Below are 21,451 nucleotides of genomic sequence, written 5' to 3'. Positions count from 1 at the left end.
GCGGTCTGTGGATGAGTTGCGCCGGGTTGTACGGGAAGCGGAGACCGTCCCACGGACTGCGCTGTCGGCCAAAAGGTCACTCGCCGTACACTCCCGGAGTGACCGTCACCGCACCTTCCGTGGGCCAGCCGGACCAGCAGGAGCCCCAGGCCGCGCGGGTCCCGCGCGCAGCGCGGCTCCTGCGCCTCGTCCCGGCCGCCGCAGCGGCGCTCTCCGGAGTGCTGCTCTACGTCAGTTTCCCGCCGCGCACCCTGTGGTGGCTGGCGCTGCCGGCCTTCGCCGTCCTCGGCTGGGTGCTGCGCGGGCGCAGCTGGAAGGCGGCCCTCGGTCTCGGCTACCTCTTCGGGCTGGGCTTCCTGCTGCCGCTCCTGGTGTGGACCGGCGTCGAGGTCGGCCCCGGGCCCTGGCTCGCCCTGGTGGTCATCGAGGCGGTCTTCGTCGCGCTGGTCGGCGTGGGCGTCGCGGCCGTGTCGAAGCTGCCGGCCTGGCCGTTGTGGGCGGCTGCGCTCTGGGTCGCCGGCGAGGCGGCACGCGCGCGCGTGCCCTTCCGCGGCTTCCCCTGGGGCAAGATCGCCTTCGGCCAGGCGGACGGCGTCTTCCTGCCCCTCGCCGCGGTCGGCGGCACCCCCGTGCTCGGCTTCGCCGTCGTCCTGTGCGGCTTCGGGCTGTACGAGGTCGTGCGCCTCGTCCTGGAGCGGCGGCGCTCGGGTGAGGTGCGGCGGTCGGCGGCCGCCCTGGCCCTGCTCAGCGTGGCCGTCCCGGTCGTCGGCGCCGTGGCCGCCCGCTCACTGGTCAGCGACAAGGCGGAGGACGGCACCGCGACGGTCGCCGTCATCCAGGGCAACGTGCCCCGTCTCGGTCTGGAGTTCAACGCCCAGCGCCGGGCCGTTCTCGACCACCACGCGCGCGAGACGGAGCGCCTGGCCGCCGAGGTCGAGGCGGGCAAGGTCGCCCGGCCCGACTTCGTCCTGTGGCCCGAGAACTCCTCCGACATCGACCCCTTCGCCTACGCCGACGCGGCCGCCGTCATCGACAAGGCGGCCAAGGCGATCAACGCCCCCATCTCGGTCGGCGGCGTGGTCGAGCGGGACGGCAAGCTCTACAACGAGCAGATCCTGTGGGACCCGGTCGAGGGACCCACTCAGACGTACGACAAGCGGCAGGTCCAGCCGTTCGGCGAGTACCTCCCGCTGCGCTCGTTCATCGGCGCCATCAACGAGAACTGGACGTCCATGGTCGGCCAGGACTTCAGCCGGGGCAGCAAGCCGGGCGTGTTCGACATGGACGGGACCCGGGTCGGCCTCGCCACCTGCTACGAGGCGGCCTTCGACTGGGCCGTGCGCGACACCGTCACCCACGGCGCCCAGCTGATCTCCGTGCCCAGCAACAACGCCACCTTCGACCGCAGCGAGATGACCTACCAGCAGCTGGCCATGTCCCGGGTCCGCGCCGTGGAGCACAGTCGTACCGTCACCGTGCCCGTCACCAGCGGCGTCAGTGCGATCATCATGCCGGACGGGAAGATCACCCAGAAGACCGGCATGTTCGTCGCGGACTCCCTCGTGCAGAAGGTGCCCCTGCGCTCCTCCGAGACGCCGGCGACGAAGCTCGGCATCCTGCCCGAGATCGCCCTGGTGCTGGTCGCCCTGGGCGGCCTGGGATGGGCGATCGGCGCCGGTGCGCGGGCACGACGGAGCGCGACCGGCTGAACAGGCGGCCCGGATAGGGTCGCCGTATGGCGACTCCCGACTTCATCACCGAGATCCGGGCCTCCGCGGGCCACCAGCTGCTCTGGCTCCCCGGCGTCAGCGCCGTCGTCCTCGACGACGAGGGACGGGTGCTGCTGGGTCAGCGCGCGGACAACCACCAGTGGTGCCTGATCTCGGGCATCCCGGATCCCGGCGAGCAGCCCGCGGACTGCGCGGTGCGGGAGGTGTACGAGGAGACGGGCGTGCGCTGCGCCGCCGAGCGCGTCGTCCTCGTCCGCTCCGGCCGGAAGGTGGAGTACCCGAACGGCGATCAGTGCCAGTTCATGGACATCACCTTCCGCTGCCGGGCCGTGGGCGGCGAGGCACGGGTCAACGACGACGAGTCCGTAGAGGTGGGCTGGTTCGCGTTGGACGCCCTGCCCCCGATGCGCGACGGGCAGCTGTTCCGCATCAAGCAGGCGCTCGCCGACGAACCCACGTGGTTCGAAACCACCCCTCCCGCATCAAATATGGGTGGTGACCACATGGGGCAAGGGCCCGGCGCTGCCTAGGCTCGCCGTATGACTTCGCCCCAGGCCGCCGCTCCCGGTCCCGTCGCCCCCTCGCTCGACCTCGGCGGCCGCACCGCCCTCGTCACCGGTGCGGCCGGCGGCATCGGACGGGCCTGCGCGCTGCGGCTCGCGGCCGCCGGGGCCAAGGTCCGCGCCGTCGACCGCGACGCGGCAGGACTGGAGACGCTCGCCTTGAGCGCGGCTGCGCTGCCCGGCTCGGTCGAACCGTACGTCCTGGACCTCACCGACCTCGACGCCGCCGAACTGGCGGCCGCCGGGACCGACGTCCTGGTCAACAACGCCGGACTTCAGCGGGTGGCCCCGCTGGAGGAGTTCCCGCCCGACGTCTTCCACACGGTGCTCACCGTCATGCTGGAGGCGCCGTTCCGGCTCATCCGCGGCGCCCTGCCCCACATGTACGGGCAGAGCTGGGGCCGCATCGTCAACGTGTCCTCCGTGCACGGCCTGCGCGCCTCCGCCTACAAGTCGGCGTACGTCGCCGCCAAACACGGCCTCGAGGGCCTCTCCAAGACCGCCGCACTCGAGGGCGCGCCCCATGGCGTGACCTCCAACTGTGTCAACCCCGCCTATGTGCGCACCCCGCTCGTGCAGCGGCAGCTCGCCGACCAGGCACGTACGCACGGCATCCCCGAGGAACGCGTACTCGCCGACGTGCTGCTGCGGGACAGCGCCGTCAAGCGCCTCATCGAACCGGAGGAGGTCGCCGAGGCCGTCGCGTACCTGTGCGGCCCGCAGGCGTCCTTCGTGACAGGCACCTCGCTGCTCCTCGACGGCGGCTGGACCGCGCACTGAGCGCACCGAGCACCCCGCCCTTGCGCGTCGGCGGAGTTGTCCACAGGGCTGACGGGGCGGCCCGGCGATGAGGAATCCTGTGAGCATGTCCCGCGATCACCTGAAGGGCGTCACGGCCGCCCCCGGTCCCACCTACGACGCCGACGCGCCGTTCCTCGAGCTGCTCGCCCGGGGCGCGGCCGCCGAGGCGTACGACCGGCCCGTGCTGCTCGCCCGCGCCGAGGGAGGGTCGGGCGAGCGGATCGCGGCACTCGAACACGCCAAGCTGCTCGCGCTGCGGGTCCGCTCGGAACTGGAGGGGCGGCGCCGGCGGGAGGCCGAGCTGTCCGCCCTCTTCGAGACGGCCCACGACCTCGCGGGCCCACGCGACGTGGACGCCGTACTCCAGGCGATCGTGCAACGGGCCCGCTCGCTGCTCGGCACCGACATCGCCTACCTCAGCCTGCACGACCCGGCCAGGGGCGACACCTACATGCGGGTCACCGAGGGGTCGGTCGCCGCCCGTTTCCAGCAACTGCGCCTCGGGATGGGGGAGGGGCTCGGCGGCCTCGTCGCCCAGACGGCCCGCCCCTACGTCACCGACGACTACTTCCGCGACGAACGTTTCCGGCACACGACGACCATCGACGCGGGCGTGCGCGACGAGGGGCTGGTCGCGATCCTCGGGGTTCCCCTGCTGCTGGGACCGCACGTCATCGGGGTGCTGTTCGCCGCCGACCGGCGCGCCCGGGTCTTCGAACGGGAGCAGATCGCCCTCCTCGGATCCTTCGCCGCGCTCGCCGCGGCCGCCATCGACACCGCCAACCTGCTCACCGAGACCCGCTCGGCCCTGGCCGGCCTGGAACGCGCCAACGAGATCATCCGGGACCGCAGCGCGGTCATCGAGCGCGCCTCCGACGTCCACGACCGGCTGGCCGAACTGGTCCTGCGCGGCGGCGGTGTCCACGACGTGGCCGCCGCGGTCTCCCAGGTGCTGGACGGCACCGTGGAGTTCCTGGAGACCGCCCCGGCCAGCGCGCTGGAGGCGTCCCGCGCGGAGGGCCACGCCGTACGCCATCAGCACGACTGGATCGCGGCGGTCGCCGCCGGCGGGGAACTGCTCGGCGCGCTGGTGCTGCGCGGACATCCGGAGCTCGACCCCGTCGACCAACGCACCCTGGAGCGGGCCGCGATGGTCACCTCCCTGCTGCTCCTGGCCCGGCGCTCCGCGGCCGAGGCCGAACAACGGGTGCGCGGCGAGCTTCTCGACGACCTGCTCGAAGCCCGCGACCGTGACCCCCGCCTGCTGCGTGAGCGCGCCGCCCGGCTGCACGCCGACCTCGACGCGACCCATGTCGTGCTCGCGGCCCGACTGGAGGCCGCCGCCCCCGACGCCGACCAGGAGGCGGCCGCACGTCGTCGCCTGTGGTCCGCCGCCTCCCATCTCGCCGCCACCCGGCGTGGACTGGCCGCCGCGCGCGACGGCGGAACCGTCCTGCTGCTGCCGCTCGAACCGGGCGACAGCGCGACGGAGTTGGCCCGCCGTACCGCGCTGCACCTCGGCACCGCCGTCCACGAAGCGGTCACCGTCGGCGCGTCCGCCCCGGTGCGGGGCCTCGCCGCCGACCCGGACACGGTGGTCGCCGCGTACGCGGAGGGCCGCCGCTGTCTCGACGCCCTGCGCCTGCTGGGCCGTTCCGGCGACGGGGCGGCCGCCGAGGACTTCGGCTTCCTGGGTCTGCTCCTCGCCGGCGACCGGGACGTGACGGGCTTCGTGGAGCGCACCATCGGCCGTGTCGTCGCGTACGACGACCGCCGCGGCACCGACCTGCTGCGCACCCTCGACGCGTACTTCGCCTCGGGCATGAGCCCGGCCCGCACCAAGGACGAACTCCACGTCCACGTCAACACGGTGGCCCAACGACTCGAACGCGTCGGCCGCCTCCTGGGCGACGACTGGCAGCGCCCCGCCCGCGCGCTGGAGATCCAACTCGCCCTGAGACTTCACCGATTGGCCACGCCCGGACCTCGCTGAGCCGCCTCCGTACGCGCGCGGAGGGCGTACGGAGGCGGTGGTCCGGTGGCACCAGGGCGGGATCAGACGACGCGCGCGTCCGTCACCGGGGTCTGCGCGACCTCCACGTCCGCACCGGGGTCGCCGTCGGCCAGGTCACGGTGGCGGGTCTCCTTGGCGACCCCCACGGCGACGACCGTCAGCAGAGCCGCGGCGATCACATAGAGGGCGATCGGGGTGGAGCTGTCGTATTCGGCCAGGAGCGCGGTTGCGATCAGCGGCGCCGGGGCGCCCGCCGCGACCGAGGCGAACTGGGCGCCGATGGAGGCGCCCGAGTAACGCATGCGGGTCGCGAACATCTCGGAGAAGAAGGCGGCCTGGGGCGCGTACATCGCCCCGTGCAGCACCAGACCCACCGTCACCGCGAGGACGAGACTGCCGAAGGAGCCGGTGTCGACGAGCGAGAAGAACGGGAACATCCACAGCCCGATCCCGACCGCCCCCAGCAGATACACCGGCCGTCGCCCGACCCGGTCGGACAGTGCGCCCCAGGCCGGAATCACCGCGAAGTGCACGGCGGAGGCGATGAGTACGGCGTTGAGCGCGGTCTGCTTGGAGACACCGGCCGAGGTGGTCGCGTACACGAGGATGAACGCGGTGATGACGTAGTAGGAGATGTTCTCGGCCATCCGCGCGCCCATCGCGACCAGCACGTCGCGCCAGTGGTGGCGCAGCACCGACACCAGCGGCAACTGCTCCGGTTTCGCCGACCGCACCGCCTTGCGGGCCTCGGCCTGCGCCAAGGCCTGGCGGAACACGGGGGATTCGTCGACGGACAGGCGTATCCACAGACCGACGACCACCAGCACACCCGAGAGCAGGAACGGGATCCGCCAGCCCCAGGAGGCGAAGGCGGCGTCCGAGAGCACGGCCGTGAGCAGGGACAGCACACCGGTCGCGAGCAACTGCCCCGCGGGCGCGCCCGTCTGCGGCCACGAGGCCCAGAAACCGCGCCGTCGCGCGTCCCCGTGCTCGGACACCAGCAGGACGGCTCCGCCCCACTCACCGCCGAGCGCGAAACCCTGGACCAGCCGCAGCGCGGTCAGCAGCACCGGAGCGGCGCTCCCGACGGTCGCATGCGTCGGGAGCAGCCCGATCGCGAAGGTCGCCCCGCCCATCAGCAGCAGACTCAGAACCAGCAGCTTCTTGCGCCCGAGCCGGTCCCCGTAGTGCCCGAAGACCAGCGCGCCGAGCGGCCGCGCGGCGAAACCGACGGCGTAGGTCAGGAACGACAGGAGCGTGCCGACGAGCGGGTCGGAGCCCGGGAAGAACAGCTTGTTGAAGACGAGGGCGGCGGCCGAGCCGTAGAGGAAGAAGTCGTACCACTCGATGGTGGTGCCGATGAGAGACGCGGCGACGATGCGTTTGAGGCTGGCGGGGGATGGGGGAGCGGTCGCGGGGGAGGACATCGGCACCACTTCCAAGCGGTTGGCGGGGACGGGTTCGTGTCGCCATACCGTAGGAATCCCCAGGTCAGTGGCACATGTGGCGGGACGCCATAGTTCTGGGTGCGAAAGTGCGCGCGACCACCATGAGAACGCCGCCGAAGCAGGCCGCGGTGCGGACGCGTCGGCGCCCGTGCCGGGGGGTGCCCGACGAGCCGGAGGGTGGACAGCGTGTTCGGCGAGCACTGGACGGCCAGGTCATGCAGATGAGGCCTGCCGCCGGAGTACTCCGCGGCGCTGCCGATCACCTCGACGCCGGCCGGCCCGGACGCGGTGGACGCCGTTGAGCGAGACCGGCCGCTCGGTCGCCCGCCGGAGCGGCCCGGATGGCCGGTGGCTGCGTGAGCGTCGGCGCTCGGCGGTCGGCGGTGTGCGCCCGGTGGGGATCCTTCCGTGACTCCCTCCCGGCTGACGGCTTGTCAGGAAGAGCGTGTGGCAACCACTCCGAGGGCTCGCGTGTCGGCGGTGTGTGCGGTATCACGCCCCTGAAAGGCGCCCAAGTTGTGTGCGTCACAGCGGAAATGTCCCTTTAGCGTCCATGCTCGACGCGAACAGCGGCTCCCGATGCGGAGCCCGTCGGTATGGGCGCGACGTTCCCAAGTGGCCCTGCCGCAGCCCCCGTGACGTTTCTCCTCGTTCCCCTGGAAAGGTGCCCATCATGGCCGCTTACCTCTGTCCGCCTGCCGTGATACACGGCGAGCACGCCGTGCAGACCAGCGAGATCGTGGCCGAGGTGCGCGACCGGCACCCGCACGCGGCGTGGGTGCCGCGGATCGACGGCATCGCGGCCAGTACGGGCATCGAGACCCGCGGGTGGATGCTGCCGCTGGAGACCGCCGTCGCGCCCGGCGGCGGCAGTGCCCTGCGGGCCGTCGGCGTCGAACCCGCCCAAGAGGCGCTGGCACGCGACGGGTTCGGTCAGCAGGACGTCGACCGCGTGATCGCCGCCCTCGAGGCGATACCCGCGCCACAGACCGTCCAGGAGCGCACGGCGCCGGCCTGGGAGGCCGTGCAGTCCTACGGCGAGCGTGCGGCGCGCGGGGCGCTGCAGATCGCCGGGCTGGACGCCGCGGACGTCGACTGCCTGATCACCAGTCACTCCACCACCCCGGCGCTGCCGGGCCTTGACATCGCCCTGGCCAACAGGCTCGCGCTCCGCAACGACGCGATGCTGCTGCCGGCCACGCAGTGGGCCTGTGTCGCGGGGACCCGCTCCCTGGCCCTGGCGGCGGAACTCGTGGCCGCCGATCCCGACCGCGTGGTGCTGGTCGTGATCGCGGAGGCGCTGAGCACGACCTACCAGCCCGCGGACGACACCCTCGAGTCCCTCATCGTCCGCTTGCTGTTCGCGGACACCGCGGTCGCCGCGGTGGTCACGGGCCGCCCGCGACGCGAGTCGGTACTGCGACTGGACGCCGCCTGGCACCACACCCTGCCCGGCACCCAGGATCTGCACCGCCTGGAAACGCGGGCGGACGGCACCCACTTCGTGATGGACCGGCGCGGGCCGCGCGCCGTACAGGAGACGGTCACCGCGATGTGGGAGTGGCTGCGCGTCCGGTACCAGGACGACCCCGACTCCTGGCACCCCGACGTGCTGCTCGCGCACCCCGGCGGGACCAGGGTGCTGGAGTACATGGAGCAGACGATGCCCGACGCGTGGCCCGCGGGGCTGCTGGACCACAGCCGGGACAGCTACACCAGCGGCAACCGCGGAGGCGCCGCCGTGTTCGACATCCTGAGGCGGGCGCACGACGCCGGGCAGAAGTCGGGCAGCCGCGCCGTCCTGTACGCGGCGGCACCGGGCCTCACCGCCACCGCGCTGGAAGGCGAGTGGCTGTAGCCGAGCCCGCGACACCCCTACCGGCGAAGGGGTCGTATCGGCGGTCTCGCCGTCCGTACGAGTGAAGGGCCCTCGCGACGCGGCCCCTGACCGCGCCGCGTCCGCCCGCGGCCGCTTCAGCCGGCGACTTCCGCCCAGACCACCTTGCCGGTGTCCGTCCACCGCACTCCCCATCGGGTGGTGAGCCGGTGTACGACGTGCAGGCCGCGTCCGCCGTCGTCGAGGAGGCCGCCCTTGCTCAGACGCGGCCTGCCGTTGCCGGTGTCGCCGACCTCGCACAGCAGGCCGTCACCGGCCCTGATCAGTCGGACCGTGATCGGTCCGGCGGCAAAGCGCACGGCGTTCGTGACCAGCTCGCTGACCAGCAGCAGCACGTCGTGCCGGGTGTCACTCCCGCAGTCCCATCGCCGCAACAGCGCGCAGACGTACGCGCGAGCCCGGGCGGGCGCGTCGTCGCGGGCAGGGAGCCGCCAGGTCGCCGTGTCCCCCTTGCGGTAGCCGATCATGCGCGCGAGCAGCAGGGTCACGTCGTCGCGCTGGCGCGCGGGTGCCAGCGTGGAGACGACGTGCCGTGCGGCCCGCTCCAGGGTGTCCCAGGGATGCACCGCGGACACGGTGTCCGCCAGCCTGCTGATGCCCTCGTCGATCGACAGGGCCGGATCCTCCACCAGGCCGTCGGTGTAGAGGGCGAGCAGAGAGCCCGGGGGTGCGTCGAACGTGTGGACGCCGAATGGCTCCCGCAGTGCGAACTCGGCCCCGAGGCCGGGGTGCGGGCGGACCGCGAGCGGGGCCGCGTGGCCGTCCGGGAGCACCAGGACCGGAGGGAGGTGACCGGCGCTGGAGAGCGTCACGTGGTGGCTGACGGGGTCGTAGAGCGCGATGCAGCAGGTGGAGCCGAGGGCGCTGTAGCCGGCCGCCAGTCCGGACTCCGCGTCGTCCAGCAGCGTCACGGTCTTGTCGAGGTGCTCCAGCACCTCGTCGGGCGCCAGCCCCGCGGACAGCAGCGCGCGGGCCTCCATGCTCAGCTGGCCCATGGTCGCCGCGGCTCCCAGGCCGTGCCCGACGACGTCCCCGACCACCAGCGCGGTGCGGCCGTCCGGCAGCGGAAAGCTGTTCACCCAGTCCCCGCCGACGCCCGCGCTGTCGGGGGTGGCGGGCTGGTAGACGCTGGCGATCTCGAGGGTGGGGCCGCCGGTCCGGGGCAGCAGCCGGCGCTGCAACGCCAGCACCTGCGTGTGCTCGCGCTGGTGCTGACGCGCCAGGTCCACGTGATGGGCGGTCCTGGCCACCAGTTCCTGCAGGTCGAACAACTCGCTGTCGCGGAAGGGGGGATCAGCCCGCCGCCAGACCTCCGCCACGCCCAGTACGACCGGCGGCGCGCCGTCCAGGACCAGCGGAATGCACGCCACACTCGCCGATCGGTCGCCGGGCACCAGGGCCCGGATCACTCGCGGACTGCCGAGCAGCCGCTCGACCGCCTCCCGGTCGGGAATGACGATGGCCTGCGGGGCGTCGTCCCGCCGTACCGCCTGCGCCAGCAGGCGACTCGCGTCGCTCGGGAGATCGCCGCCCGCGGTCACGTATCCCTCGGGCCAGGCCCGGTCCGGCACCAGGGCCGCCCGCCGCAGCCGGATGCGCCCCTGTGCCCGCTCGGTGACCCCCTCGCCCGTCCACACCGCGAAGTCGAGGTCGACGGCGGCCACGTCTCCCCAGGCCAGCAGGGACTCCGCCAGCGACTGCGCGGTCTCGCCGATGTCCAGCGAGGTGCCGATCGCGGTCTCGGCGGCGTACAGGTGCAGCCTCGTGGCCATGGCGATCACGGAGACGGTCAAGCCCTCCTGCGGCGCCGCTGCGGGCAGGATGCTCAGCGAGACCACCAGCTCCGACCCGTCGCCGCGCCGCAGGCGCTGGATCCGGGCGACGTGCGCCTCGCCCCGCTCCAGGACCTGCCGCAACCGCCGGGTGACCGTCGGGACGTCCCCGGCGGGCAGGAGATCGGCGAACGGACTCCCGGCCACGGCGTCCAGACCCGCGAACACGGGGGCGTCCAGATTGCAGCGGGTGATCCTCAGATCCCTGTCCAGGTTGACCACGCCGAGAATCTGATCCTGCCGGTCGTCCGCCGGGTCGTCGGGCGGGCGTCGGGGGGTGGTGCGGTCGCCCGGCGCGCCGGCGGAACCGCCGGCCGCTGCCGCTCCGCCGCGCGGGACGAAGCGCCCCAGAGCGCTGCTGACCAGGTCGAACGGCGATGAGGACGAGGGGGAGGGCGTGGAGTCCATGCGGCTCTCTCGGCAGTCCCCGGCGCAGCGCCGGGGCCGTACTCGGACCCGTGCGACAGGGCCCCGAGACCCCTGACCGCACACCCCATTGAATAACACCGGGAGGCGCTTCGCCCACACCGGCGGATCACGCGGTGGACGCCGTCGACGAGGAACGCCGGCCGGGAGCCCGGGACGTGGCCGACGCGCGATCGTCGGTGCCCGGTGTCACGCTGAGACGACACAGGACCTGCGAAGGGAACAGCCGTGATCACGACCGACCTCACGCCCGGCTCCCCCTGCTGGCTCGACCTCGGCGCGCCCGATGTCCGGACCGCCGCGGCCTTCTACGGCTCGGTGCTCGGCTGGGACTACGAGCCCATGGGTGCGGACGTGGGCGGGGGCGAGGGCGAGGGCGGGGACATGGAGGGCGGGATGTTCCAGAAGGACGGCAAGACCGTCGCTGGGCTGGGCAAACTGTCCGAGGAGGGCGCTCGTTCGGCCTGGATGGTCTACTACCGCGTCACCGACGCCGATGCGACCACCCAAGCGGTGGAGGGGGCGGGCGGTGTGGTCCGGGTACCCCCGAGGGACCTCGGCGAGTGGGGGCGGATGGCGCAGTACACCGACCCGTCGGGTGGCGAGTTCGCGGTCTGGCAGCCCGGGAAGAACGCCGGCTTCGAGCTGGCCGACGTGCCGGGTTCGCTGGCCTGGACAGAGCTGTACACGAGTGACGCCGCGGCCGCGAAGGAGTTCTACGGCACGGTCTTCGGCTGGCGTTTCAGCGACACCGACATGCCGGGCGGCGGGGGCACGTACACCCTCATCACCCCGGACGGGCTTCCGGAGGAACGTATGCAGGGCGGCCTGATGGAGGTCCGCGAAGAGGACCTGGCCCTGGCGGGCGGGCGCGCGTACTGGCACCCGGTGTTCGCCGTCTCCGACTGCGACGCCGCCGTCGCCGCGGTCACCGGGAACGGCGGCCGAGTGCAGGCGGGACCGATGGACGCGGAAGGCGTCGGCCGGCTCGCCGTCTGTCTCGACCCGTCCGCCGCCGACTTCGTGGTCCTCACGCCGTCCGCCCCGAGCTGAGAACTCCCGTCCGGCGCCACCGACGGGACGCACCGCAAGTCCTGCCCTACGGGGCGAGCTGCTCGGGCGGTACACGCGTAGACGAGGGCACCTCCCCGGCGTCGTCGAGGAACCTGCCGGTCCCGCCGTCAGCGTGCAGGGTCGCGAGCGCCCGCCCGCCAGGGCGACCCGGTCGCCGTGGACTCCCGCCGCGAGCTCGCCCTACGGGATCGCGGTCGCCGCGCCCTGGTCGCGGTGTACGCACACCGCGGAAGCCGTTGAGACCGGTCGCGCCTAAGCCGGGACACTCCGTACGGGGGGAGGCCCGACGGGCGGGTCGTCGTTCTGCCCGCCGACCGTCCTCTCGTCCGCCGGACGCACCTGTGGACGGCCGAAGGCACGGAGCTGCCCGGGCTTCCGGCCGACGCGAGATATTCCTTGACGCGAATATTCTCCGTGAGGAATACTCTCCCTCATGGACGCCTCGATGGACGCACTGCTCGCCGCACTGGCCGACCCGGCCCGTCGGCGGCTCGTGAGTCTGCTCGCCGAGCGGCCCCGGCCGGTCGGCGTGCTCGCTCAGCTCGCCGACGCACGCCAACCGCAGACGACCAAGCATCTCCAGACCCTGGAACGCGCCGGGGTCGTGACCTCCCGGCGCACCGGTCAGCGTCGCGTCTACGCCCTCCGGCCCGGCCCCCTCCGTGATCTGGCGGCCGCGCTCGGCCGGCTCGCCGACACCGCGGAACAGGCCGGCGGAGCGCAGGCGACCTACGACCGTTACGGGCTCAGCCTCCGGACGGAGCGGCTCGCCGCGCGGGAGCCGGGGTGGGCCGACGGCCGGTCCTTCACGTTCCACCGGTCCCTGACCGGGCGTCCCGAGCTCGTCTGGCGCCACCTGACCGAGGCCGCCCTGCTCACGCGCTGGTGGAGGCCCGAAGACCTCCGGGTCTCCGCACTCGTCTTCGAGGCACGGCCCGGTGGGGCGATCGTCCAGGAATACCGCGACGCCGAGGACACCGACAGCACCGGCCCGGTCGTCGGGCGCGCGGAAGGAGCCGTCGTCGAGGCACGGCCCGGTGAGCGCCTCTCCTATCGGCTCTCCCCGCTGCTCCCCGACGGCCGCCCGGCTTTCACCGCCCATGTCGAGATGGCTCTGCGGCCCACCGGCCCGGGCACGGACCTCGACGTCCACTGGCGGATGGCCGACAGCACCGTCGAGTCGGCGGACTTCGTCGCCGGCATCGAGATCGGCTTCGGCCAGAGCCTGGACAAGCTGGCGGCGACCCTCGCCGCGGACCCTCACGACACGGACAGCACCAGCCCGGACAGCACCGACAGCACCAGCCCGGACAGCACCGACAGCACCAGCCCGGACAGCACCGGCACCGACAGCACCGACACAAGGAGCGCGAAATGACCGAGCAGTTCGCCGGCCGTCGAGTCGTCACGAACATGGCCCTCTCCCTCGACGGCCACTACGCGGCGCCGGACAACCCCCTGGACATGAGCTGGGTGATGCCGTACGCGGTGACGGACGTCGCCCGCGACCACCTGACCGGCCTCTGGGAGTCCGCCACGACAGCGCTCCTCGGGCGGGTCAACGCCGAGGGGTTCCTCGGCTTCTGGCCCACCGTCATCGGTATGGAGGGCGTCGACCCGCGCGACGAGGGCTTCGCGAAGTGGCTCGTCGACACCGACAAGGTGGTCCTCTCCGCCGGCCTCGACAAGGCGCCGTGGGAGCGCACGACCATCGCCGACAAGCCGGCCGCCGACGTCGTCGCGGACCTCAGGGCCACCGAAGGCGGCGACATTCTCGTGCTCTCCAGCGCGAGCGTCGTCAAGGCGCTGCTGGCGGCCGACGAGGTCGACCGGCTGGCGCTCACGGTCTTCCCGGTCTTCCTCGGTGGCGGACCGCGCCTCTTCGACGACGGTCTGCCCGCGGGGCGGTGGACGCTCGTGAGCCAGACCGCGGGCGAGCACGGCACGTTGGCCCTCGTCTACGACCGGGTCCGCTGAGCCCGCGGAGTTCCCTCGTCGTCGCTGCGGCCCGAGGGATGGGCGGGGCGATCGCCCCAGTCGAGGCGGAGCACGGCGAGGTCGTCGGAGTGGCGTCCGGCGTTCAGCTCGTAGGTTTCCCTGATGAGGAGGTCGACGTGGGTGGCCGGGTCCGCGGACGGCAGCCTTCCGATCAGCGCGAGCAGTCCCTCGACGCCGAGCCGTTCGCTCGTCGCCCCGTTGTGTCCCTCGGTGAGGCCGTCGGTGTAGAGGGTCAGGGCGCCCGCGGCCGGGAGCGGCACGACGGTCGAGGGCCAGCTGCGCAGCCCGGGGACGATGCCCAGGGCGACGCCGTGCGCGGCGGCCAGTTCCCGGGTTCCCTCGGCCGTGGTGAGGAGGGGCTCGTGGTGGCCGGCGAGGTGCAGGGTGGCGGTGCCGGCGTGCTGGTCGAGGGTGAGGAGGGTGCAGGTGGCGAACAGCTGCTGGCCGCCGCGTTCGGCGATCAGGATGCGTTCCATCAGATGCAGCAGATCCTCACCGCGGTGTCCGCCGAGCACCAGGGAGCGCCAGGCGATGCGCAGACACACGCCGAGCGCGGCGGCGTCGGGGCCGTGTCCGCTGACGTCGCCGACGACGGCGTGCAGCAGCCCGTCGTCGCCCTCCACCACGTCGAGGAAGTCCCCGCCGAGCAGGGCCATCGCGGCGCCGGGCAGATAACGGGAGGTCACGCGCACGGTGGAGGTGTCGAGCATCGGCTGGGGCAGCAGCCCGCGTTCCAGGCGGGCGTTCTCCTCCGCCCGCAGCCGGGTGGCCTGGGCTTCGGCGCTCGCACGTTCGGTCTTGCTGCGGTAGACGGCGTAGCGCACCGTCCGGTGCAGCAGGTCGGCCTCGACCTTCCCCTTGACGAGGTAGTCCTGGGCTCCGGCGGCCATGGCGTCGGTGCCCGCCTGGGCCTCGGACAGCCCGGTGAGGACGATGACCGCGGTGTGCGGGGCCAGGCGCCGCACGGCGACGACCGCGTCGGTGCCCGACACGTCGGGCAGATGCAGGTCGAGGAGGACGCAGTCGATCGGGGCGCCCGCCAGTTCGGCGCGGGCCTCGGCCAGAGTGGTGCGGGTCGTCAGCTCGAACCGCAGCCCCGTGTCGTACAGGAGCTCCTCGACGAGCAGGGCGTCGCCCTTGTCGTCCTCGATCAGAAGGATGCGGTACGTCGGTTCTTCGGACGCCGCGTCGTGGCCGGCTGTCATGGCGGTGGTCATCGTGTCTGTTCGGTGCCGGAGCGGTCGGCCTCCGGCAGGGTGGACGGGTCGGGGTTCGCCGGCGGTTCGGGTGCCAGGGTGAAGACGATGCGGGTGCCGTCCCGGTAGGCGGTGTCGACGCCGATGGTGCCTCCGTGGAACTCGACGATCTTCTTGCACATCGCCAGGCCGATGCCGCTGCCGGAGTAGACGTCCTTGGTGTGCAGCCGCTGGAAGATCACGAAGACCTTGTCGGCGTACTCCGGCGCGATGCCGATGCCGTTGTCGGTGACGGTGAACCGCCACAGTTCGCCGTCCCGGACCGACGTGACACGGATTTCCGGCGCCTCGCCGGGGCGGCGGAACTTGACGGCGTTGCCGATCAGGTTCTGCCAGAGCATGCCCATCTGGGTGGGGTCGGCGATCAGCGTCGGCAGCGGATCGTGGGTGACGGTCGCTCCGGCCTCCTCGATACCGACGCTCAGTGCGGACAGGGTCCGCTCCAGTACCTGGTCCAGGTCGACGCTCTGGTGGGTGTTGTGCATCCGTCCGACCCGGGAGAAGTCGAGCAGGTCGCTGATGAGGACCTGCATGCGGTTCGCCCCGTCGACCGCGAAGTCGATGTACTGGTCGGCCCGGGCGTCGAGTTGCCCGCCGTAGCGCCGCTGGAGGAGCTGGGTGAAGCTGGAGACCTTGCGCAGCGGCTCCTGGAGGTCGTGCGAGGCGACGTACGCGAACTGCTCCAGCTCCGCGTTGGAGCGCTGAAGGTCCGCGGCCTGCGCGTCGAGGCGCTGACGCGTCTCCTCGCTGAAGGCCAGTTCCCGTACGAGACGGCGCCGCATGAACTCGATCTCGCCGCTGAGGCGCCGCAGGTCGGCGGGACCGGTCGCGGTGATGGCGTGGCCGAAGTCGCCGTCGGCGACGGTGCGGGCGTCCGCGCCGAGCTGGTCCAGTGGCCGGGTGATGCCGCGGCGCAGCCCTTCGAAGACGCACGCGGTGAGGGCGACGACGAGGACCGCGGCGGCACTGAACACGGCGTTCCGCAGGGCCATCGTGCTCATCAGGTCGTCCCTCGCCCGGGCGCGGTCCGCGCGCAGCCGTGCCTGCTGCTCGCTCAGGGCGGTCCGCACCTCGTCGAAGGCCCTCTTGCCCTCCGCCGCCCGTGCGGTGGCCAGCGGGGAGGGTGAGCCGGCCGGCGAGGCGGCGATCGGACGCGCGATCCTCTCCTGCCAGGTGGCCGCGGCGTCCTGCACGGCCTTCAGGTCCTCAAGGCCGGCCCGGTCGCCGGCGAGCAGCCCGGTGAGTTGCGCGACGCTCGCCCTCTGCTCGACGAGGCCCTCCTGGTAAGGGGTGATGAAGTCCGCCGCGCCGGTGATCCCGTAGCCGCGGATGCCGGTCTCCTGGTCGAGCAGGGCCGATTCCAGCCGGATCGCCGTGGTCAGCGCGGGAGACCGCACGTCCACCAGGTCCTTGCTGATCGACTCGGTCCGTGTCAGCACCCACGCTCCCGTGACACCGAGAAGAGCCAGAACCGTCAAGGACGTCGCCGCCCCCGCACGGAGCCACCGCCGAGTCGTCCACGTGGAAAGCCACCGCACAGGCGATGGTCTCTCACTGCCGGTCATTCTGTGGACTCCTCGCTGCAAACACTTGCCCGAAGACAACGGTCGGCACACTCTAGACGGCGACAACGGTTGTTGTCGCGAACTGCTCCCGGACCATAGAGTGCCAGGCATGCCAGGCAGGAACTTCCATCTGCGGACCACTCCGCACGAGACGGCCGTCATCGCGGACGCCGCGGTCGGCAGCCTTGCCCAGCGCCTCGCCCACCGGCTGCTGGAGAGCCCCCCGCACCCGGCGCCGGACGACCCGGGACAGGCCCTGGCCCTGCTCCATGTGCTGGACCAACTGCAGCAGGCCGCCGAACGGCTCCAGCGGGCGGCAGCCGTGGCTGCCGCCCGCGCGGGCGCGGGCTACCCGCAGCTCGGCGCCGCCTGCGGCATGACCCGCCAAGGGGCCCGGCGCCGCTGGCCCGGGCTCTTTCACCACTCTGACGAGACACCCACGGAGCATCCGATGACGACCCCCCCTGCCCGCCCCTTCGACGTCCTGCTCGTGGAGGACGACGTCGCCGACGCGATGCTCATCGAGGAAGCCCTCTCCGAGCGCGGAGCGCGCAATCTGGTCCGGGTCACCGACGGAGTCGCCGCGCTGGAACACCTGCGCACCCCCGGCACCCCGCGGCCCGACCTCATCGTCCTCGACCTGAACATGCCGCGCATGAACGGCCGCGAGCTGCTGAAGGTCCTCAAGGCCGACGAAGACCTGCAGACCATCCCCGTGGTCGTCCTCACCACGTCCACCGCCCCCGGCGACGTGACCGACGCATACAGCAGCCACGCCAACGCCTACGTGACCAAGCCCGTCAACCTGGACGAGTTCGAGCAGGCCGTCCAGAGCATCGACGCCTTCTACCTCGACACGGCCGCCCGGCCGCGCCCCTGAAGCACCAGGACACAGGGCTGCGGAGGGGGCATGGCGCCGGCGGCGGGCAAGCCGGGAGTCGACGGGCTGCGCGAGGTCGTGGGCGTACTGCGGGAGTGGCAGTACGAGGGGGCGCCGGCGCAACTGCATCCGGGGGACCTGGGCTGGTTCTGGCGGTTCGGCGCCGAGGCGACGGCCGAGGCGGTCCGGACCTGGAGCGGGAACGGACGGATCCTCGCCGTCGGACTGCTGGACGGTCCCGAACTGCTGCGGCTGACGATCGCGCCGGACGCCCGGCGGGACGAGGAACTGGCGCAGCGGCTGCTCGCGGACGTGACCGAGCCGGAGCACGGTGTACTGGCCGAGGGCAGGGCGTCCGTCGAGGCGCCCCCGGGCGCGCTGGTACAGGAACTGCTGTGCGGGGACGGCTGGAGCGCCGACGAGCCGTGGACGCCGCTGTGCCGCGACCTCGGCCGGCCGGTGCGGGACCCGGGTCTGCGGATCGAGGTGACCGGCCCGACGCGGGTGGGTGCGCGGACCGCCGTACAGCGGGCGTCGTTCGACGGATCGACGTTCACGGACGAGCACTGGCACGCGATGGCTGCCGGAACGCCGTACGCCGACGCGCGGTGTCTGGTCGCCCACGACGCCCTGGGTGAGGCGGTGGCGGCGGTGACGGTGTGGTCGGCCGGTCCGGGGAAGCCCGGGTTGCTCGAGCCGATGGGCGTGCATCGGGAACACCGCGGTCACGGCTACGGCAAGGCGATCACCGTCGCCGCGGCGGCCGCACTCCGCGAGCTCGGGTCGTCGAGCGCGATCGTCTGCACCCCGAGCTCGAACGTCGGCGCCGTCGCCACCTACCGGTCGGCCGGCTTCCGGCCACTTCCCGAGACCCGGGACCTGCACCGGGACGCCTGAGCCGTGGTCGACGCCGGCGCCGCCATCGGCCATGGGCCATCGGCCGACGGTCGACGGTCGCCTCACGCGGGGTGTGGACACCGGCGCCGAGTCGCCGACAGGCCGGTGCGGGGGGCGAAGGCTTCCGGCCCGGCAGCCGACGTCATCTCCGGCAGCCGGGGCAGACGCCGGCCAGCCGGGGCGGACGCCGGTCAGCCGGGGCGACGCCGGTCCATGGAAACCGCCGACGGGCCCCTGGACCGACAGGCGTGCCTCCTGGGCATGTCCCGCCCGGAGTCGATCGAGGCCCCTGCCTGCCGAATCCATGGTGCAGCCCCTCGCGTCACCAGCCGCCCCGCGAGCGGGGGAAATCGGTGGCGCCCCGTCGGACGAGCCGTTAACTTCCGCCTGAGCGCAGTGCGTTACGAGGCGCGACCGCGAGGGGAGCCACACATGGAGACCGAAGGCGCGCGGCCCGACCGTCTGGGGCCCTTGCTCGAACAGTTCGACCACGCAAGGGAGATGGCCGGGGTACGGCTGACAGGGCTCGGTGACGAGGAGTACCTGTGGGAGCCGGTGCCCAGCTGCTGGTCGCTCCGGCGGCGGGGCGAGGCGACGACGCCCAGGGCGTTCGGGCCGGGCGAATGGGTGCTCGACCTGGGCGCCGCCGACATCCCGGCGAACGAGTACGCCGAGGTCGCCCGGCAGGCCGCCGGTGGCATGGCCGTCGAGAAGATCGCCGAGGACTGGAGCGTGAGCGTGGAACGGGTCGAACAGATCCTCGCTCACCCCGGGGCCCCCGAGCCCGACGCGACACCGGTCACGACCATCGCGTGGCGACTGGCGCACCTGCACCACGAGTTCGCGGGCGCATGGGAGTGGACCTTCGGCGAACGGCGGCAGGACCCGAAGCTGATGGTCGACTTCACACCCTCCGCCGCCCTGACCCTGGAGCGGTTCTGGACGGTGATCGACCGCTGGCGGGACAGCGTCGCGGGCGTCACCGACGAGCAACTCGACACGGTCGGGTTCTCGCAGTACCCGTACAGCAACGACGGCGACTACCCGTACATCGGCGTGCTGACCGCGGCCAATCTCGAATTCATCCACCACATGGCCGAGATCGCGCTGCTCCGCGACCTCTGGCGGTCCCGCTTCACCGCTCGCGCCTAGGGGATGGGATGCCCGGCGCCCCGTGAGGGCGTCGCGGCGGCCCCAGTTGTTCGGCACGGATGCCGTCGGCCCGCGGGCGTACGACGGCACGCTCACGACCGGGGCCGGGCGCCCGGTCCCAGTCGGGCGGTGACCTCCCCTGGGCCGAGGGCGGAGTGCTCCGCGGAGCACTCGACGACGACGCGGAGGGGAGCGCCGCAGTCGGTGTGGCGCACGTCCAGCACGGGACCCTCGGAGTCGAGGGTGTACGCCTCGCCCCACTGGCTCAGTGCCATCAGGACGGGCCACAGGTCCCAGCCCTTGCGGGTCAGCCGGTACTCGTTACGGGGCCGGCTGCCCGGCTCCCGGTAAGGGACGGTCTTGAGGATGCCGGCCGAGGTCAGCTTGCGGAGGCGGTCGCTGAGGACGGCCTCCGACAGGCCGATATGGCGGTGGAAGTCGTCGAAGCGGCGGACGCCGTTGACGGCGTCGCGCAGGATCAGCAAGGTCCACTTCTCCCCGATCACGTCGAGCGTGCGCTGGACGGGACAGTTCTCCGTGCTCGCCTCAAGCCACTTCATCCCGTCATCGTAAGGCGCTGGCTTCGACATTGACAGTCAGGTGAGGCGGGGGCTAGCTTCACTGGAAAAAGTCAGAGGGAGGCACTCGGCCGTGGGACGGACACGTACGTATGAGTGGGAAGATCCGGCGATCCTGGCGGACGCCGCCGGACGCATGGCCGGGCTCGACTTCCTCCGGGAGCTGCAGGCGGGACGGCTGCCGGGGCCGCCCGTCAGTCACGCCATCGACTTCACCCTGGTCGAGGTGGCCCCCGGCAGGGCCGTCTTCTCGCTGACGCCCGGCGAGGAGCACTACAACCCGATCGGCAGCGTCCACGGCGGGATCTTCGCCACCCTGCTCGACTCGGCGGCGGGCTGCGCCGTCCAGTCCACCCTCCCGCAGGGCATGGCGTACACCTCGCTCGACCTGACGGTGAAGTTCCTGCGGCGGATCACCGCCGACACGGGCACTGTCCGTGCCGTCGGGACGGTGATCAACGGCGGCCGTCGGACCGTCCTGGCGCAGGCGCAGCTGCTCGACGCGACGGACCGTCTCCTCGCCCACGCCACCAGCAGCTGCCTTCTCTTTCCGGTGCCTCGCCCTCAGGGGTGACCCGGCTCCGTGCCGGACCGGGCCGCCCGGAGGCGCTGCCTCATGCCGCGCCGGGTGCTGCGGACAGTCCCTGCTTGACGTACCGGGTGGTCTCGTCGGCGAGGATCTCGGGCAGGCCCTTCTCGAGGCCGGTGAGCGCCTGGGCGGCGACATCGGCGGGGTCGGCCTTCTGCTCGGCGGGAACGGCGGCGGCCATGTCGGTGTCCATGTAGCCGACGTGCAGTGCGGAGACGGTGATCCCGCGGGGTGCGAGCTCCTCCCGGGTCGCGTTGGTCAGCGCCCAGGCGGCGGCCTTGGTCGCCGCGTAGGAGCCGAGGCCGGCCGGGTGCAGCCAGGAGAGCACCGACAGGACGTTGAGTACGGCGCCGCCGCCGTTGCGCTCGATGACCGGGGCGAAGGCGCGGGTCGCGGCGAGCGGCCCGAAGTAGTTCGTCGTCATCTCCAGCCGCACCGCGTCCAGGTCGCCGGCGACGAGGGAGGTGCCGGTGGAGATTCCGGCGTTGTTCACCAGCAGCGTCGCGTCGGACGCCACCCGGGCCGCCGCCAGGACGGACTCCTCGTCCGTGACGTCCAGGCGGAGCGGGATCGCGCCCGGCAGGTCGACGGTCTCCGGACGGCGCGCTGCCGCATACACCTTCGCGCCGCGCTCCAGGAGCTGGGTGGCCAGCTCGCGTCCCAGACCGCGGTTGGCGCCGGTGACCACTACGACGGCGTTCTTGAGTTCCATGTCTGCTCCCAGTGCTGTGGCCCCGACGAGAGGCTCTTT

General features: G+C 72.6%; 18 protein-coding genes. 12 read left to right on the top strand and 6 right to left on the bottom strand.

What is annotated here, in order from left to right; genetic code table 11:
• Positions 1-98: 98 nt before the first annotated feature.
• The 4 genes from lnt (at position 99) to QF030_RS06890 (ending at position 5,087) form a co-directional block, all read left to right on the top strand.
• Positions 99-1,709, top strand: a complete 1,611-nt coding sequence (gene lnt / locus QF030_RS06905) for an apolipoprotein N-acyltransferase (RefSeq protein ID WP_307161759.1) — start codon at positions 99-101, stop codon at positions 1,707-1,709.
• A gap of 26 nt (positions 1,710-1,735) precedes the next feature.
• The gene (locus tag QF030_RS06900) at positions 1,736-2,260 is read left to right on the top strand and encodes an NUDIX hydrolase (RefSeq protein ID WP_307161758.1); all 525 of its coding nucleotides are present in this window, start codon (positions 1,736-1,738) and stop codon (positions 2,258-2,260) included.
• 9 nt (positions 2,261-2,269) lie between these two features.
• Positions 2,270-3,073, top strand: coding sequence for a 3-hydroxybutyrate dehydrogenase (locus tag QF030_RS06895; protein ID WP_307161757.1), 804 nt, complete (start codon positions 2,270-2,272; stop codon positions 3,071-3,073).
• A gap of 85 nt (positions 3,074-3,158) precedes the next feature.
• The gene (locus QF030_RS06890) at positions 3,159-5,087 is read left to right on the top strand and encodes a helix-turn-helix domain-containing protein (protein ID WP_307161756.1); all 1,929 of its coding nucleotides are present in this window, start codon (positions 3,159-3,161) and stop codon (positions 5,085-5,087) included.
• A 62-nt stretch (positions 5,088-5,149) separates the two neighbouring features.
• Here QF030_RS06890 and QF030_RS06885 read toward each other — a convergent pair whose 3' ends face one another.
• Complete coding sequence (locus QF030_RS06885) at positions 5,150-6,535, bottom strand: MFS transporter (RefSeq protein ID WP_307161755.1); 1,386 nt, start codon at positions 6,533-6,535, stop codon at positions 5,150-5,152.
• 694 nt (positions 6,536-7,229) lie between these two features.
• On the opposite strand from QF030_RS06885, the gene QF030_RS06880 reads away from it, so the two are divergent.
• Positions 7,230-8,414, top strand: a complete 1,185-nt coding sequence (locus QF030_RS06880) for a type III polyketide synthase (RefSeq protein ID WP_307161754.1) — start codon at positions 7,230-7,232, stop codon at positions 8,412-8,414.
• Between the two features lie 116 nt (positions 8,415-8,530).
• On the opposite strand, the gene QF030_RS06875 is transcribed toward QF030_RS06880, so the two are convergent.
• A complete protein-coding gene (locus QF030_RS06875; RefSeq protein WP_307161753.1) occupies positions 8,531-10,693 on the bottom strand; it encodes an ATP-binding SpoIIE family protein phosphatase in 2,163 nt (720 codons plus the stop codon).
• A gap of 246 nt (positions 10,694-10,939) precedes the next feature.
• Here QF030_RS06875 and QF030_RS06870 point away from each other — a divergent pair, with 246 nt between their 5' ends.
• The 3 genes from QF030_RS06870 to QF030_RS06860 all read left to right on the top strand — a co-directional run bounded on the left by QF030_RS06870 (position 10,940) and on the right by QF030_RS06860 (position 13,762).
• A complete protein-coding gene (locus QF030_RS06870) occupies positions 10,940-11,764 on the top strand; it encodes a VOC family protein (RefSeq protein ID WP_307161752.1) in 825 nt (274 codons plus the stop codon).
• 466 nt (positions 11,765-12,230) lie between these two features.
• Positions 12,231-13,163, top strand: a complete 933-nt coding sequence (locus QF030_RS06865; RefSeq protein WP_307167492.1) for a metalloregulator ArsR/SmtB family transcription factor — start codon at positions 12,231-12,233, stop codon at positions 13,161-13,163.
• Complete coding sequence (locus tag QF030_RS06860) at positions 13,160-13,762, top strand: dihydrofolate reductase family protein (protein WP_307161751.1); 603 nt, start codon at positions 13,160-13,162, stop codon at positions 13,760-13,762. The genes QF030_RS06865 and QF030_RS06860 overlap by 4 nt, the downstream gene beginning before the upstream one ends.
• Here the strand turns inward: QF030_RS06860 and QF030_RS06855 are convergent.
• Positions 13,744-14,988 carry a PP2C family protein-serine/threonine phosphatase gene (locus QF030_RS06855; protein ID WP_307161750.1) on the bottom strand — a complete coding sequence of 415 codons (1,245 nt, stop codon included), beginning with the start codon at positions 14,986-14,988 and terminating at the stop codon, positions 13,744-13,746. The two genes, QF030_RS06860 and QF030_RS06855, sit on opposite strands and share 19 nt — an antisense overlap.
• Positions 14,989-14,996: 8 nt before the next feature.
• The gene (locus tag QF030_RS06850; RefSeq protein ID WP_307161749.1) at positions 14,997-16,604 is read right to left on the bottom strand and encodes a sensor histidine kinase; all 1,608 of its coding nucleotides are present in this window, start codon (positions 16,602-16,604) and stop codon (positions 14,997-14,999) included.
• 109 nt (positions 16,605-16,713) lie between these two features.
• Here QF030_RS06850 and QF030_RS06845 point away from each other — a divergent pair, with 109 nt between their 5' ends.
• From QF030_RS06845 to QF030_RS06835, 3 genes are all read left to right on the top strand, one after another.
• Positions 16,714-17,484 carry a response regulator gene (locus tag QF030_RS06845; RefSeq protein ID WP_307161748.1) on the top strand — a complete coding sequence of 257 codons (771 nt, stop codon included), beginning with the start codon at positions 16,714-16,716 and terminating at the stop codon, positions 17,482-17,484.
• A 30-nt stretch (positions 17,485-17,514) separates the two neighbouring features.
• Positions 17,515-18,381 (top strand): GNAT family N-acetyltransferase, encoded by an 867-nt coding sequence (locus tag QF030_RS06840; protein WP_307161747.1) that lies wholly within the window; start codon positions 17,515-17,517, stop codon positions 18,379-18,381.
• A 432-nt stretch (positions 18,382-18,813) separates the two neighbouring features.
• Positions 18,814-19,533: a DinB family protein gene (locus tag QF030_RS06835; protein WP_307161746.1), complete on the top strand. Its 720-nt coding sequence runs from the start codon at positions 18,814-18,816 to the stop codon at positions 19,531-19,533.
• 92 nt (positions 19,534-19,625) lie between these two features.
• On the opposite strand, the gene QF030_RS06830 is transcribed toward QF030_RS06835, so the two are convergent.
• Complete coding sequence (locus tag QF030_RS06830; RefSeq protein ID WP_307161745.1) at positions 19,626-20,093, bottom strand: winged helix-turn-helix transcriptional regulator; 468 nt, start codon at positions 20,091-20,093, stop codon at positions 19,626-19,628.
• Positions 20,094-20,184: 91 nt separating this feature from the next.
• Here QF030_RS06830 and QF030_RS06825 point away from each other — a divergent pair, with 91 nt between their 5' ends.
• Complete coding sequence (locus QF030_RS06825; RefSeq protein WP_307161744.1) at positions 20,185-20,685, top strand: PaaI family thioesterase; 501 nt, start codon at positions 20,185-20,187, stop codon at positions 20,683-20,685.
• A 40-nt stretch (positions 20,686-20,725) separates the two neighbouring features.
• On the opposite strand, the gene QF030_RS06820 is transcribed toward QF030_RS06825, so the two are convergent.
• Positions 20,726-21,412, bottom strand: a complete 687-nt coding sequence (locus tag QF030_RS06820; protein ID WP_307161743.1) for an SDR family oxidoreductase — start codon at positions 21,410-21,412, stop codon at positions 20,726-20,728.
• Positions 21,413-21,451: the final 39 nt, after the last annotated feature.

Origin of the sequence: Streptomyces rishiriensis (genome assembly GCF_030815485.1) — a bacterium.
Classification (GTDB): Bacteria; Actinomycetota; Actinomycetes; order Streptomycetales; family Streptomycetaceae; genus Streptomyces; species Streptomyces rishiriensis_A.
Note: the sequence above shows the minus strand (reverse complement) of the source record. Positions and strands in the feature narration are given on the sequence as shown.

Coding starts and splice junctions, on each gene's coding strand:
- QF030_RS06830 (WP_307161745.1), bottom strand. CDS start 20,093: ATGAAGTGGCTTGAGGCGAGCACGGAGAACTGTCCCGTCCAGCGCACG.
- QF030_RS06860 (WP_307161751.1), top strand. CDS start 13,160: ATGACCGAGCAGTTCGCCGGCCGTCGAGTCGTCACGAACATGGCCCTC.
- QF030_RS06900 (WP_307161758.1), top strand. CDS start 1,736: ATGGCGACTCCCGACTTCATCACCGAGATCCGGGCCTCCGCGGGCCAC.
- QF030_RS06895 (WP_307161757.1), top strand. CDS start 2,270: ATGACTTCGCCCCAGGCCGCCGCTCCCGGTCCCGTCGCCCCCTCGCTC.
- QF030_RS06840 (WP_307161747.1), top strand. CDS start 17,515: ATGGCGCCGGCGGCGGGCAAGCCGGGAGTCGACGGGCTGCGCGAGGTC.
- QF030_RS06875 (WP_307161753.1), bottom strand. CDS start 10,693: ATGGACTCCACGCCCTCCCCCTCGTCCTCATCGCCGTTCGACCTGGTC.
- QF030_RS06845 (WP_307161748.1), top strand. CDS start 16,714: ATGCCAGGCAGGAACTTCCATCTGCGGACCACTCCGCACGAGACGGCC.
- QF030_RS06890 (WP_307161756.1), top strand. CDS start 3,159: ATGTCCCGCGATCACCTGAAGGGCGTCACGGCCGCCCCCGGTCCCACC.
- QF030_RS06880 (WP_307161754.1), top strand. CDS start 7,230: ATGGCCGCTTACCTCTGTCCGCCTGCCGTGATACACGGCGAGCACGCC.
- QF030_RS06865 (WP_307167492.1), top strand. CDS start 12,231: ATGGACGCACTGCTCGCCGCACTGGCCGACCCGGCCCGTCGGCGGCTC.
- QF030_RS06835 (WP_307161746.1), top strand. CDS start 18,814: ATGGAGACCGAAGGCGCGCGGCCCGACCGTCTGGGGCCCTTGCTCGAA.
- QF030_RS06855 (WP_307161750.1), bottom strand. CDS start 14,988: ATGACAGCCGGCCACGACGCGGCGTCCGAAGAACCGACGTACCGCATC.
- QF030_RS06820 (WP_307161743.1), bottom strand. CDS start 21,412: ATGGAACTCAAGAACGCCGTCGTAGTGGTCACCGGCGCCAACCGCGGT.
- QF030_RS06885 (WP_307161755.1), bottom strand. CDS start 6,535: ATGTCCTCCCCCGCGACCGCTCCCCCATCCCCCGCCAGCCTCAAACGC.
- QF030_RS06850 (WP_307161749.1), bottom strand. CDS start 16,604: ATGACCGGCAGTGAGAGACCATCGCCTGTGCGGTGGCTTTCCACGTGG.